14 protein-coding genes are annotated in these 12,547 nt (G+C 68.8%); 5 read left to right on the top strand and 9 right to left on the bottom strand.

The features are described 5' to 3' along the window. Genes H9Q09_RS19290 through H9Q09_RS19275 form a run of 4 tightly spaced genes read left to right on the top strand, consistent with a single transcriptional unit; the run spans position 1 to position 3,735 of the window. The gene (locus H9Q09_RS19290; protein WP_187392389.1) at positions 1-957 is read left to right on the top strand and encodes a VWA domain-containing protein; all 957 of its coding nucleotides are present in this window, start codon (positions 1-3) and stop codon (positions 955-957) included. Then, positions 954-1,880, top strand: a complete 927-nt coding sequence (locus H9Q09_RS19285) for a VWA domain-containing protein (RefSeq protein ID WP_187392388.1) — start codon at positions 954-956, stop codon at positions 1,878-1,880. Before H9Q09_RS19290 ends, H9Q09_RS19285 begins: the two co-directional genes overlap by 4 nt. Continuing rightward, positions 1,880-2,521, top strand: coding sequence for a tetratricopeptide repeat protein (locus H9Q09_RS19280; protein WP_187392387.1), 642 nt, complete (start codon positions 1,880-1,882; stop codon positions 2,519-2,521). The genes H9Q09_RS19285 and H9Q09_RS19280 overlap by 1 nt, the downstream gene beginning before the upstream one ends. Continuing rightward, positions 2,515-3,735, top strand: a complete 1,221-nt coding sequence (locus H9Q09_RS19275; RefSeq protein WP_187392386.1) for a BatD family protein — start codon at positions 2,515-2,517, stop codon at positions 3,733-3,735. The genes H9Q09_RS19280 and H9Q09_RS19275 overlap by 7 nt, the downstream gene beginning before the upstream one ends. 89 nt (positions 3,736-3,824) lie before the next feature. Here the strand turns inward: H9Q09_RS19275 and H9Q09_RS19270 are convergent, their stop codons facing one another. From H9Q09_RS19270 to H9Q09_RS19230, 9 genes are all read right to left on the bottom strand, one after another. After that, a complete protein-coding gene (locus H9Q09_RS19270; RefSeq protein WP_187392385.1) occupies positions 3,825-5,075 on the bottom strand; it encodes a class I SAM-dependent methyltransferase in 1,251 nt (416 codons plus the stop codon). Positions 5,076-5,318: 243 nt separating this feature from the next. Then, entirely contained in the window at positions 5,319-6,662 is a 1,344-nt protein-coding gene (locus H9Q09_RS19265; protein ID WP_187392384.1) for an MFS transporter, read from the bottom strand. Next, entirely contained in the window at positions 6,659-7,708 is a 1,050-nt protein-coding gene (locus tag H9Q09_RS19260; protein WP_187392383.1) for a helix-turn-helix domain-containing protein, read from the bottom strand. The genes H9Q09_RS19265 and H9Q09_RS19260 overlap by 4 nt, the downstream gene beginning before the upstream one ends. Positions 7,709-7,859: 151 nt before the next feature. Next, complete coding sequence (locus tag H9Q09_RS19255) at positions 7,860-8,264, bottom strand: hypothetical protein (RefSeq protein ID WP_187392382.1); 405 nt, start codon at positions 8,262-8,264, stop codon at positions 7,860-7,862. A 70-nt stretch (positions 8,265-8,334) separates the two neighbouring features. Continuing rightward, positions 8,335-8,757, bottom strand: coding sequence for a hypothetical protein (locus tag H9Q09_RS19250; protein ID WP_246716239.1), 423 nt, complete (start codon positions 8,755-8,757; stop codon positions 8,335-8,337). Positions 8,758-8,824: 67 nt separating this feature from the next. Further along, the gene (locus H9Q09_RS19245) at positions 8,825-9,337 is read right to left on the bottom strand and encodes an SH3 domain-containing protein (protein ID WP_187392381.1); all 513 of its coding nucleotides are present in this window, start codon (positions 9,335-9,337) and stop codon (positions 8,825-8,827) included. 59 nt (positions 9,338-9,396) lie between these two features. Then, positions 9,397-9,768 carry a hypothetical protein gene (locus H9Q09_RS19240; protein WP_187392380.1) on the bottom strand — a complete coding sequence of 124 codons (372 nt, stop codon included), beginning with the start codon at positions 9,766-9,768 and terminating at the stop codon, positions 9,397-9,399. Positions 9,769-9,938: 170 nt separating this feature from the next. Next, complete coding sequence (locus H9Q09_RS19235; protein ID WP_187392379.1) at positions 9,939-10,382, bottom strand: hypothetical protein; 444 nt, start codon at positions 10,380-10,382, stop codon at positions 9,939-9,941. 79 nt (positions 10,383-10,461) lie between these two features. After that, positions 10,462-10,767 (bottom strand): DUF4087 domain-containing protein, encoded by a 306-nt coding sequence (locus H9Q09_RS19230; protein ID WP_187392378.1) that lies wholly within the window; start codon positions 10,765-10,767, stop codon positions 10,462-10,464. 486 nt (positions 10,768-11,253) lie between these two features. On the opposite strand from H9Q09_RS19230, the gene H9Q09_RS19225 reads away from it, so the two are divergent. After that, a complete protein-coding gene (locus H9Q09_RS19225; protein ID WP_187392377.1) occupies positions 11,254-12,531 on the top strand; it encodes an adenylate/guanylate cyclase domain-containing protein in 1,278 nt (425 codons plus the stop codon). The last annotated feature ends 16 nt before the right edge of the window (positions 12,532-12,547 follow it).

Here is a 12,547-nt window from a genome sequence, read left to right as displayed (position 1 = left end):
ATGTGGAGCTTCGCTACCCCCTACGCGCTGGTTCTGTTGCCGCTGCCGCTCGCCGCGCTGCTGCTCCTGCCGCCGCGCCAGGCCGCGACCGGCGCGCTGGTCGTGCCCGGCTCCATCGCGGCGCGCTTGGCCACCGGGGCAGCGGACGGCATGCGCGCCCGCGTCCGCCAGCTCCTGCCGGCGCTGACCTGGATCGCGCTGGTTGTGGCCCTGGCCGGTCCGCAGCAGCTCGAAGCCGTCGAGGCCCTGCCGGCGAGCGGCCGCGACCTCGTCCTCGCCATCGACCTGTCGGGCAGCATGGAGCAGGAGGATTTCGTCCTCGACGGAAAAACCGTCTCCCGGCTCGACGCGGTGAAGGCGGTGGCTCGCGATTTCGTGCGCGCCCGGGCCGGCGACCGCGTCGGGCTGGTGATCTTCGCCGAGACCGCCTATTTCGCCGCACCGCTGACCTTCGACGTCGAGGCGGTGGGCCGCCTCATCGACCAGGCGACGATCGGCATTTCCGGCCGGTCCACCGCGATCAGCGACGGGCTGGGCCTCGCCCTGAAGCGGCTCGCCCGCTCCGGTGCACGCTCGCGCGTCGTCGTCCTGTTGTCCGACGGCGTCAACAATGCCGGCGCCGTCCAGCCGCGCGATGCCGGGTCGCTGGCCGAACGGCTCGGCATCCGCGTCCACACCATCGCGCTCGGGCCGGCGGATCTGGAGAGCGACCCCAAATCCCGCGACGCCGTCGATACGGCGACCCTCAGAGCCATCGCCGAAACCAGCGGCGGCGAGACCTTCCGCGTCCGCACGACCGACGATCTGCGGCAGGTGGCGCGCGCCATCGATGCGCTGGAGACCAGCGCCTTCGAGCGGCCGGCGGCGGAAATCTACAGTTCCTACTGGATCTGGCCGGCCGGCTTCGGCTTCCTCTGCGCCCTCGGCCTCGTCATCGGATGGAGGCGCGGCGCATGAGCCTGCCAGGCGATCTTCTGCTGCTGCGGCCCTGGTGGCTGGCGGTCCTGGTGCTGACCCTCGCGGCCGGCGTCGTCTTCGCCCGCCGGTCGCGGGGGCTCGCCGGCTGGGAGCGCGCCGTCGACCCCGCCCTGATGGCGGCGCTGGCGCGGCTGGGCCGCCTGGTGCCGGGCAGTGCCCGCCACGCCTTTTTGCCCATCGCCGTCGCCGGCCTGGTGGCCCTGGCCCTCGTCGGCCCCGCCCAGCGCGACAGCGGCGCGCCGACCTTCCGCAATCTCGACGGCATCGTCGTGGCCATGGACCTGTCGCGCTCCATCGCCGAAGGCGGCAGCCTGGACGACGCCGAAGCCGCCGCGCAGCTTGTCCTGCAGCGGGCCGGCACCCGGCCGGTCAGCCTCATCGTCTATGCCGGCGAAGCCTATGTGGCGACGGCCTTCACCACCGATCCGGCGGCGCTCGGCTCCCTTGTCGCGGTCCTCGACGGCGAGACGGTGCCCGACCCCGGCAGCCGCAGCGACCGGGCGCTGGCGCTGGCCCGCCGCACGCTGGCCGAGGCGCAGATCCTGCGCGCCGACGTCGTGCTGGTCACGGACGGGGAGGGGCTGGGGCCCGCCGCCTTCGACGAGGTGGCGGCCTTGCGCGCCGACGGCGCTTTCGTCTCGGCGATCCATGTGGCGCCGAGCCAGCGGCCCGGCGACATGCCGCCGCCCGATCCGGCGGGGCTGGAGCGTTTGGCCGCCGCCGGTGGCGGTTTCTTCGCCGACGCCACCGCGCCGCTCGCCGTCGCGGACGGGATCGGCCGGCGCCGCTCCGATGCGCTGGCGGAAGGCGACTACGCGGTGCTGCACTACACCGATTATGGCCGTTATCTGCTCGTGCTGGCGCTGTTTCCGGCGCTCGCCCTGTTCCGCAGGAGCGTGTGATGCGGCGCTGGGTTCTGCCATTCCTCGCGCTGGTCGTGGCCACTGCCGCAGCGCTCGCCGCCGGTCCCGCCGCCTTCGGCCGGCTGGCGCTCTCCACCGGTCTGCCGGGATTGGCCGCCAGCCTCACCACCGAGCCGGCGGTGCGCGGCGTCGCGCTCTACCGTGCGGGACACTATGCCGAAGCCGATCTGGCGTTTCGCGAGGCCGGCTCCGAGGCCACCTACAATCGCGGCGTCGGGCTTGCCGCGCTCGGTCGCTACGCGGAGGCCGTCGCCTATTTCGACGCGGTGCTGTTCGCCGATCCGTCCGATGCCGACGCCCGTTTCAACCGCGCCCTCGTCGCAGCCCGCATCGACCCGGTGGTCGGGGAATCCAACGACATCGACGGTATCGCGGCCAATATCGAGGCCGAGGACGCCGCCGCCCAACCGACCAAGCGCGACGTGCCCAAGGCGCTTACACTGGCCGAGCAGCGCTCCGTCGTGCGGCCGCGCACCGGCCAGGGCGTCGTTGCCAGCGAGGACTGGCTGACGACGCTGCCTGACGATCCCGGCGCCTTCCTGAAGCTGCGGCTGCGCGCCGAGCATCAGCGCCGGCAGGATCTCGGCCTCGCCAACCCGCCGGAGGACACCGCATGGTAGGACGGCTTCTTTTCACGCTGTCGCTGTTCCTCTTCGCCGCGGCTGGACCCGCCGAAGCGGCGCCGGAGATATCGGCGCGCGACGCGCGGCTGGCGGTGGTGGTCGATGCGATGCCGGCAGACCCCTATGAGGACGAGATGGTGCTGGTCACCATTCGCGGCCTCTACGACGTGACCATCGCGCTGGAAACGCTGGTCCAGCCGGATCTGCGCAATTTCTCTTGGATGCAGCTTGGCCGCGACAGCTGGACGACCCAGCGCATCGACGGCCGCCAGCTGACCGTCTTCGAGCGGCGGCTGGCGATCTTCCCCGAACGCGGCGGCGACCTGACCGTCGGCGCCTTCACCCACCGGCTGACGCTGGTCGCCAACAATGGCGAGCGCTTCGTCCACAATGTCGTCTCCGAGCCCGTCACCATCGCCGCCGTCACGCGCCCGGCGACCGAGGGCGGCTGGTGGCTGCCGGCCCGTTCGCTGAGCTACAGCGACGAATGGGACATGGACCCGGCCATGCTGGCCAATGGCGAGACCGCGACGCGCAAAGTGACGATCGTCGCCGAAGGGGTGCCACCCGGCTCGCTGCCGCCGCCGCCCCGGATGATCGCGCCCTGGCTGATCTCCTTCATCGCGCCCGAACGGCGCAGCGTCGAACTGACCGAGAACGGGCCGGTGTCCACCGTCGTCTGGCAATGGCGCATGCGGCCGGTCTCCTCGCAGCCGGGCCGGCTGGGGGCCTTCCACATTCCCTGGTTCGATACGACGACGCGGGAAATGCGCGACGCGGTGCTGAAATCCCAGCGCATCGCCTTCGCCGCGATTGCCGAGGAGCCCGAGGCCAGCGGCTGGTCAGGCCTCATCGCCCGCAATGCACCGCTTCTGGCAGGGCTCGGAAGTTGCTTCCTCGTGCTGCTCCTGGCGCTGCCGGGCCGGCGCCTGGTCTCGCCCGCCGAGATCGGCGGCCGCCTGCGCCGGTTCCTGCCGGACCGCAACGCCGTGGCGCTTCGCCGGGCCGCCGCCCGCAACGATGCCAAGGCCGCCCGGACTGCCGCCGCCGGCCTGTCGGGATCGCGCGGCGAACTGCCCGCCGCCGCCCGGACCGCCTTCGCCCGCCTCGACCGTCACCTCTACGGCCCGCAGCCATCTCCGCCGCTCGACCTCAAGGGTTTCGCACGCCAGATTTTTCTCGCGCAAAGGCTGCGCCGCCGGCGGGGCTGATCCTGCCGCAAGCCAACGGGTTCGTCGGCGCCCCTGCTGTCCCTGCCGCCAGCGTCGAACGAAAGAGGCTCGAAACCGGCTGCCGCGATCTACCGGCCGGCCAGCCGGAGTAACGCCCTGCGTGCCCGTGACAGGAAACGCCCCGGCACCCCCGGAATCGAAGACTGCGTCGCAGGCTGCACCGAATATTCGTAGAGCTGACGCGAGAGTTTCTGGAACTCGCTGTACGTGCGGTCCGAGACCGTCGCGACCTGCATTCCGAGTGCATATTGCTGGGTCGCAACGCCCTGGATCTCGTAATACATTCGGTTCGACAGCTCTCCCACGCGCTGCCCCGCCTCGGCCGCCTGAAGCCGGGCCTCGAGCCGGGCAAGCCGGGTGTCGGTCCCGATCTGGTCGAGCCTCCTGAAGATGGCGTCCGGCAGGCTGATCGTGCTGGGCGTGCCGAACCGCGCCACCGGCCGGACCGTGATCTGATCGCTGATCGGCGGCATGTCCGGGACCTCGGCGCCCGGCAGCGAGAATGCCGGTTGGGTCGATTCATGAAAACGTTTCGCCGACGTCAGATACGGCTCCACGTCCTGTCCGCGATAATGCTTCTGCACGGCCATGCGGTTATGCGTCGTGTCTTCGCCCTTTTCGGCGATGCAATAGGTCGATCCGTAGCCTGGAACACGCACATAGGCTGCTTCCGCCACCGGCCCGTTCGGCGTGTCGATATAGGGATGGTAGTGGAAGAGATCGACGCTCTGCCCGAGCTTCGGATCGTCGAAGGGCATGTCGCAGCGCGACGCATAGATTTTGGCGTCGGCGAACTCGTTCACCAGGCAATAATCCATGATCCAGTCGGGCGTGATCTTCACATAGGCCGACGGGAAACCGTTCGACCAGGCGAAGATGAACATCCGGCCCCCCGGGCGCAGCATCTTCGTCATGTTGCGGACCATCGACAGGGGATCGAAGACGTTGTCGAGCGAGCCGCCGTCGATGATGAAGTCGAACCGGCCGATCAGCTCTTCCGGCACCTCGCCGCAGACGTCGAAGATGTAGTCGGCGCCTTCATACGGGCTGATGTCCGCGACGAAGTACGTGTCATTGCCCATCGCCCGGAACAGCGAGGCGTCGAGGATCGGATGCTCGCCCTCGCTATGATGCGTGTTCAACGTGTCGGGTTCGAAATCGGTACGGACGGGCGTCACGCCGTGCCGCGCCATCATCGCGAGAATCTCGTCCGGGCTCGGTGAGATATGTTGTCGCCCGACCGCCAGCACTTCGCCGGTGATCGGCTTGTGCGCGTGTTCGTGGATCAGCAGCTCGACCTCGATATGCCCCATACCCATGGACGTTCCACCTTATTGTTTTGAGATGTCGGTCCGGTCGCCGCACATGGAGCGGCCCGCAACTGAGGCGGGAGAGATGCACCGCCTGGTTGAGATAGACATGTAAGGGGCACTTACGTCAATGAAGGCCTTCAGCCGGGCGCGCTATCACCTCGACCACCGTATTCCTTAGGCTCGAAATCTCCGGTATTTTACCATAAGAGTCAGGAGCTTGAGCCACAGGAGGCTTTTCGCCGGGACGGTTCAGGCGCGAAGTTTTCGCGCGCCGTTCGGGACGCCGGCACGGGCGCCGGCATCGCCCGGCAGGTCCATTCCTGCCAACCGCTCGAGCCTGGCGGCCTGAAGCGCCGAAAGCGTTCCGAGCAGGGCGCCGAGGGCGAGGACGGCGAGGGTCGCCTGGCGCAGGCCGGCGGGGCCGGTAAAGACATGGTCGCTGAACCATCCGACCGTCAGCGGCCCGAGCCCCAGCGAGACCATCGTGACGATGAGGACGAAGAGGCCCGTGGCCCGGCCGCGCAGGCCCGGCGGCGTCATCCGCTGGATCGCCACGAGCCCGGCCGGCGTCGTGAAGCCGAGGCAGAAGGTGATCGCCGCAAGGGCGCAGAGCGCGACAACGAGGTCGGCCGAGAGGCAGAACACCGCGCCGGCGAACAGCGCCGCGGGCAGGGCGACGACCGCGGCCCAGGCCGAGGGGGCACGCACCCCCTGCCGCGTGAGTGCATCGATCGCCCAGCCGCCGAAGACGTTTCCCGCCGGGCCGAAGCCGACCACGATCGGTCCGAACAGCAGACCGCTGGCGGCCGGGGTCAGGTCGAAGCCCCTGACCAGCAGCGTCGGCCCCCACGCCGCCGTGACCTGGACCAGCAGGATCGCCGCCGCCGAGGCGCCGAGATAGGCCAGATAAAGTCCCCAGCGGCCGGCAGCGGCGGCGAACATGCCCGGCGGGCGGGGCGCGTTGCCCTGGCTGCGCGGCGTCTCGTCCATGGCCGAAAGCCAGGCGAAGGCGACGAGGTTGAGGATCAGCGAGAGGAGCAGCAGGGTGCGCCAGGGCGCAAGGCTCGCCAGGGGACTGCCCGGAGCCCACAGGCCTATCCAGCCGAGCGCCACGCCGCCGCCCAGCAGCGCCAGTCCCCGGCCGAACGTCGCGGCGGAGGTGAAGACGGCGATCGGCTTGCCGATCCCGCGGCCGGCGAAGCTGTCGGCGAGAAGGCTGGTCGCGGCCGGCACGAGCGCCGCCTGGCCGAGGCCGACCAGCATGCGCGCCAGCACCAGTTGCGGATAGGATTGCGCCAGCGCGCAGGCGGCCGTCCCGACGGTCCAGGCGAGGATGCCCGCCTGGATGATGCGGCGCCGGTCGAACCGGTCGACCAGGTAACCGAGCGGGACGATCGCGGCGGCATAGAGCAGGACATAGGCCGTGCCGTGCAGGAACCCGAGCTGGGTGTCGCTCAGTGAGAGCTCTGTCTTGATCGGACTGAGAACAAGGCTGAGGAGATGCCGGTCGAGCGAGGAGACCAGATGCACCATGGCCAGGGCGAGCGCCAGGTTCCACGCCCCGTTCGGCTTCGCCCGCATGTCAGGCTTCATGAAGTTGAGGCTTGCGCCCGCATGTTGAGCGAGCTGACCCAGGGCGCGAAGCCGTCGCGTCCCGGCACCGCCATCACCGTCGGTAGCGAGGCGGGACCGCCCTGGCGTCGCCGGAACTGTCCGGGCGGCATGGCGAAGACCTCGCGAAAGGTCCGGCTGGCATGGCTTTCGCTGGCAAAACCGCAGGCGAAGGCGAGTTCGGCGATGCTGCGCATGTCGCGCCGTTGGCTGAGCAGCGCACGAAAGCGATGCACCCGCCGCCGCCGGATGTAGATGGCGACACCGCCATGGGGCTTGAACATCTCGTAGAGGCGCGAGCGGGAAATGCCGGCCTTCGCGGCGATCACGGCGGGATCGAGATCGTGCCGCGACAGCCCTTCCTCGATCAGCTCCTGGGCAAGCTTGAGCTTGCCCCGCGCCTCGGCACTGGCGGTGCCGTCGTCCTGGCGTAGCGTGATCGTCAGGAGCTCGGAGAAGATGCCGACCATGCCGTTGACGGCGTCGGCCGACAGCATGCGGGCATTGCGGGTCAGCGACGCCATGAAATCCGCCAGGAGCGCGCCGCGCTCGGCGCCCAGGATGCGGCCGTGCAGATCCTGGCCACCCAGATAGGCGCGCTCGACGACGTATCGCGCCACAGAGAAGGTCAGGACATGGGCGTTCCCGCAGCGATTGCCGTAGGGCCGCCCGGTATCGAGGATGATGATCTCGCCGGGCCTGACGGTCGCAGCCCCGTCGGCGGTCTCGACGACGAGGACGCCGGAGAGGTTGAGCTGCATGACGAAATGTTCGAACCCGTCCTGCCGGATCCGCTGCGCCGACCGTTCATGGGCGACGTCGTTCAGCCAGCGCTCGAAGATGACCAACTCGCCCAGCGGTCGCGCCTCGAACTGCGCGGCAAAGCTGGCGCCGAGACGGGTCACTTCGGTGCCGCCGGCATAGAGATCGCGATAGGCTTCGAAACGGTCTTTCAGGGCGAAGGCGTCGCTGGAAAAACGCAGGACGGGAACGTCGGGTCGTGCGCGCCCATCATCACTCGTCGACACCGGTCACTCCCCGCCACCTGCAACGTCCCCCAATCGTGTCTAAGGGGAAAATCCGTTCAATCGCAATGGCTCAGAGGCGAAATGCCGAAGGGGTGACCGGCCTGCACCGATCGGAACGCGGAGGGGTGTCGGGGACCCGCCGCCGAAGCGCTCAGCGCGCGGCCGCGGACCGGCGACGCGTAACGCGCTGAAAGACCAGCGCCGCGGCGCCGGCGAGGATCAGGACGACGAATTGCCAGACGGCCACCATGGCGACGACCATGGCGTTCTGGCCATCCGGCGCCGCGAAATGCAGGGCATGGACGTCGAGTGCGACGCCACCGGCCGCGCAGATCAAGAGAAGGGCGAGAAGAATGCTGCGAAACCGGCCCGACGTTGCGAAGACCAGCCCGGCAAGGCCGGCGACCGGCGCGATGCAGGCAGCCAGCATCAGTACGCTGATGCCGATGTCGGACGCCATGGTCAGAGCGCCGGCGACGAGGAACTCGCCGGTCAGATAGAGGCTGTAGAGCACCAGCGTCGTCAGGGCCAACGGCCGGGCGAGGGCCCGGCGCACTGAGGGGTCGTTCGGACCCGTCAATTGGGTCGGGCCGGGCGGCACGTGGCGAAGGGCGGCACCGGCGATCCTAGTTGGGGTAGGTATAATAATAGAGGGCGCACATGTCGGCGTCGCTGCCGGGAATGTCCTGGGTGTCGAAGACGGCCACCGCGACGTCGCTGTCGCTGCCCCAGCTTGCGACATAGGTCACCGGTCCCGAGCCGCAGAGCCGGTTCCCGTTGAGCAGCACCGGATCCATGGGCGCTGCGACGGAATAGACCGAAGCGTTGACGGTTTCGCCGTCCACCACGAAGCTGTCGCCCACCAGCTCATCGAAATCGAGGCGGGTCCCGTCGGCGAAGACCATGCTGAAATCGTCCATCTCGACATCGCCGGTGATCGCCATCGCCGTGGTACTGGTGGCGAGCAGCGTGTCGGCCAGGACGATCGACGTGGCGCCGACGAGGAGCGCGAAGCCGACGCTGGCGGCAATCAGAACGGGGCGGTTCATGCGGATTTCCTCGAGGTAGGGGATGATCGGCGGGCGGCTCGAATGGTCCCGCGCCAGATGTCGCGGATCAGTTGCAGCTCGACAGGATGCCGTCGACGCTGACGCCGCCTTCGTGACAGAAGATGCCGCCCCAATGGAAACCCGTGCCGCGCGCCGTGGCGACCCGGAACCATTTGTAGCCGTCGAACCAGATCCCGGTGTCCTCCAGGATCTCGATCTCGTCGCCGTCCCGCAGCGAGGCGATCCTGCGGAAATCCATCCCAGGCCCTTCGCGCAGGATGCCGCCATAGGAGAAGCCGAGCATCGTGCCGGCAGGCTGCGATGCCGACCCGCCGCCGACGCCGGCCTCACGCTCCATCTCGACCATGGTCTGCAGGTCGCCGACGCATTCGTTGGGAATGCCGGACCAGAAATCCGGCTCGCTGCTGCAGTCGGTCATGCTCAGGACGCCGTCCCGGTCGCCGCAGGTCAGCCGGCCCTGCTGCTCGCACCACGGATCGAGCGCCTGTGCCGCAGCGGGGCCGCTCGCATGGAAGGTCGATGCCACCATGGCCGCCGCACAGACTGTGACGAATTTCATCGGCTGGATACCTGTCGAAACATGGACGTCCGGCGCCACCGGCCGGCGCGTTCTGCGCGTCAATTGACGTAGACGTAGAGGTAGCCGGGATAGACCTCGACGCAGATGCGCGGCGTTCCCCGGACGATGGCCCGCAGAACGCTCGGGTCGGTCTGACCATTGTCTAGCATGGCCGGAATCTGGGCCCGGGCACTGCTCGAGCCGAACGTGCTGTCATCCTGATCGCCGCGGTCGCGATAGCCGAATTTGTGGAAATTGGCGCGATCCTGACGCAGGATCGAGGCCGCATCCGTCAACTGGAAGCCGTCGGAGGCCGACTTGTCGTTCTCGGTGATCGTCGTGCAGAATTCGTCGACGATGCCTTGCGCGACCGCGGGCGACGCCAGCGCCAGGCCGGCGACCACGAGAATGCCGCGGATGGTGGAGGTCATGGTCGTCGCCTCGTTCGGGTGGGGCAGGACATCGATGCCGTGTGGGACGGAACGGATCAGTCGAGCCGGTGCGATCCGGTATCAGGCAAGTCTAGGCAGGGCGCCGCACCTGCGGAATGCCTGTCCATCCCGCTCTTTGGCCTGTGCGTCCATCTCCGGAACGCATCGCCTCAATTGCGCGGCACGACGATCTGGTTGCCGTAGATCGCATCCGCCCGCATCTCGTCCGAGGGCGGGTCGAAGCACTGGCCGATCAGCGCCGACCATCCGGACGGAAAGCTGGGCTGGTCGAAGGTGATGATGGCCTGGCCGAAAGCCGCCGACCGGGTCCCGTCGGGGCCGGTCAGGGTTGCGGCGCAGTCGGAATCGCCGCTGGGACCGATCCAGTAGCCGTGGAAGGTGCCGCGATCGTCGATTGCGGCAGACAGGCCCGGAACATACAGGCGCACCCGCTCCGGCGAGCGGCCGACGGGATAGCTGAGCACCGCGACGCCGTTGACATCGTCGTCCCAGGTGGCCTCGCCGCCACCGGGCAGGACCCAGGCTTCGTCGGCGAGTGCCGGCGACGCGCAAAGGGACGCGCCGATGAGCGCCGCGAACACTCTCTTCTGCATGGGAACGCTCCGTTGGAGGGGACCTGCTGTCGCTGCACTGGGCCGGAACCCGCCATGGCGGCGAACCGGTGCCGGATCGTCAGTTGATCGAGGGCAGGGCGGGATCGGCGAGGCAGGCGTTCAGCGGTCGCGGCTGCAGCCGGTCGATCCGCACCACGATGGCGCTGCGGTGATCGACGACCCCGTCGAAACAGGCGCATCCATAGCCGTAGGAGCCGTTGGTCTCGACCCATTGGTCGGCGGCGAATTCCGGCCAGGAGATGTCGTGAAACCGGTTACCGAGATCGCGGCCCTGTTCGGAGAGGGTCCAGGTGCTGTCAGCATCCGTCAGCCAGAAATTCGCCGGTGTCGGATTGGCCAGCCAGCCACAGCGACGCTCGGCCATCTCCCGCATCCGGTTTTGCGCCATGCGGACCGGGGTATCCGACGAAACGGGCACGGCCACCGTCGAAGCGGCCTGGCCGGCGGGGGCAGAGACGGACGATCCGGCAAGCACGACGGTGCAGAGGGCAAGGCGGAGAGCCCCGCGACGAAATTCGGACACGCGTTGTCACTCCCGGTTTCCGGTGCGCCGGCAGGATTGCCGCGCCCGGAGAATCTGTGCGCGGCGCGGGCGACGGTTCGTTCACCGCATTCACGCCTCACGCTGCGCCGCCATCATCGGCAGCGACGGCGGTCGCGGCAATGCCTCCGCGTCCCGCATCCATGCCCCAGAATTTCAGGGCCTCGAGCCGCCGCACCGTGGAGCGGCCTGCGCGACAAAGGCCGCCGGTGCCGGCCGGCAACACTGCCGGCGGCGGCGTCCTGTCACTCTTGCGCCGCGGCGCCGGCATCCCCATTCCAAGGGGATCAGCGCCAGATATTCGAGGACATGACGATGGAGCCCACTCGCTCTGCAGGCCGGGTCGATTCCTGCGACACCGGGACCTGGCCGCTCCATCGCACGCGGCTTCTCGACTGGCTGGTGCGCGAGACCCAGGACGAGCGGTTCATCGACGACATCTTCCAGCAGCTCTGCGACCGCCTGCGGGCGGGCGGGCTGCCGGTGGCCCGCGCCACGGTGCATTTCCGCATCCACCATCCGCAATGGCTGGGCGCGCGCATCCTGTGGCGCCACAATACGCCCGACGCCGATATCCAGACCTATCAGCACGGCGCGCTGGAAACGGCGGAATATCTCGAAAGCCCGATCGCCGCGGTGCATGGCGGCGCCAGCGAAGTGCGCCTGCGCCTCGCCCGCGAGCCGGCGGCCGCCGACGAATACTCGCTGTTCGGCGAGCTTCGCGCCGAGGGCATGACCGACTATGTCGCCTGGCCGCTGGAGCACACGTTCGGCCGGCGCCATGTGGTGTCCTTTGCCAGCGATGCGCCGGAGGGCTTTTCCGACACCGATCTCGCCTTCCTCGCCGACCTCCTGCCGGCTTTCGCCTTGGTCAGCGAGATCCGGCTGAAGAACCGGCTCGCGCGCACCCTCCTGGAAACCTATGTCGGCCCCCATGCCAGCGACCAGATCCTCGCCGGCGCCATCACCCGGGGCAGCGGCACGACGGTCGCCGGCGCGATCATGGTCTGCGACCTTCGCGACTTCACCCGGATCTCCGAGCTGTGGCCGCGCGACGACGTGATCGAGCTCCTGAACGGCTATTTCGACGCGATCTGCGAGCCGGTCGAGCGCCATGGCGGCGAGATCCTGAAATTCATCGGCGACGGACTGCTGGCGATCTTCCCCCTCGACCGTCCGACCGCCTGCGATGACCTGCTGAAGGCGCTGGCCGAAGCGCAGCAGGCGATGGATGTCCTCAATGCCGGCCATGTCGCGGCCGGTCGCGAGCCGTTGCGCTATGGCGTCGGCATCCATGTCGGCGACGTGATGTACGGCAATATCGGCTCGCGCAACCGTCTGGACTTCACCGTCATCGGCCCGGCGGTGAACGCGGCCGCGCGCCTGGAAAACCTGACCAAGACGGTGCAACGGCCGGTGCTCCTGTCGCGGGCCTTCGCCGAGCGGGCGAGCTGCAGTTCGGCCCTCGAAAGCCTCGGCACCTTCCCGCTGCGCGGCGTCGGCGAGGACATGGAGGTCTTCGCCTTTTCCGGCGCGGGATGCGACTCGGCTGTCATTACCGAAACGGCCGTCGCGGCAGCGTCGTAGCGCTGCTGCACGTCGC

Origin of the sequence: Aurantimonas sp. DM33-3 (assembly GCF_014334315.1) — a bacterium.
Classification (GTDB): Bacteria; Pseudomonadota; Alphaproteobacteria; order Rhizobiales; family Rhizobiaceae; genus Aurantimonas; species Aurantimonas coralicida.
This window is presented reverse-complemented; position numbering and strand designations above follow the sequence as displayed.

Excerpts from the sequence above, each read along its gene's own strand:
- H9Q09_RS19250 (WP_246716239.1), bottom strand. The coding sequence starts at position 8,757 with ATGAACCGCCCCGTTCTGATTGCCGCCAGCGTCGGCTTCGCGCTCCTC.
- H9Q09_RS19225 (WP_187392377.1), top strand. The coding sequence starts at position 11,254 with ATGACGATGGAGCCCACTCGCTCTGCAGGCCGGGTCGATTCCTGCGAC.
- H9Q09_RS19285 (WP_187392388.1), top strand. The coding sequence starts at position 954 with ATGAGCCTGCCAGGCGATCTTCTGCTGCTGCGGCCCTGGTGGCTGGCG.
- H9Q09_RS19280 (WP_187392387.1), top strand. The coding sequence starts at position 1,880 with ATGCGGCGCTGGGTTCTGCCATTCCTCGCGCTGGTCGTGGCCACTGCC.
- H9Q09_RS19290 (WP_187392389.1), top strand. The coding sequence starts at position 1 with ATGTGGAGCTTCGCTACCCCCTACGCGCTGGTTCTGTTGCCGCTGCCG.
- H9Q09_RS19230 (WP_187392378.1), bottom strand. The coding sequence starts at position 10,767 with ATGGCCGAGCGTCGCTGTGGCTGGCTGGCCAATCCGACACCGGCGAAT.
- H9Q09_RS19235 (WP_187392379.1), bottom strand. The coding sequence starts at position 10,382 with ATGCAGAAGAGAGTGTTCGCGGCGCTCATCGGCGCGTCCCTTTGCGCG.
- H9Q09_RS19275 (WP_187392386.1), top strand. The coding sequence starts at position 2,515 with ATGGTAGGACGGCTTCTTTTCACGCTGTCGCTGTTCCTCTTCGCCGCG.
- H9Q09_RS19240 (WP_187392380.1), bottom strand. The coding sequence starts at position 9,768 with ATGACCTCCACCATCCGCGGCATTCTCGTGGTCGCCGGCCTGGCGCTG.
- H9Q09_RS19245 (WP_187392381.1), bottom strand. The coding sequence starts at position 9,337 with ATGAAATTCGTCACAGTCTGTGCGGCGGCCATGGTGGCATCGACCTTC.
- H9Q09_RS19265 (WP_187392384.1), bottom strand. The coding sequence starts at position 6,662 with ATGAAGCCTGACATGCGGGCGAAGCCGAACGGGGCGTGGAACCTGGCG.
- H9Q09_RS19270 (WP_187392385.1), bottom strand. The coding sequence starts at position 5,075 with ATGGGTATGGGGCATATCGAGGTCGAGCTGCTGATCCACGAACACGCG.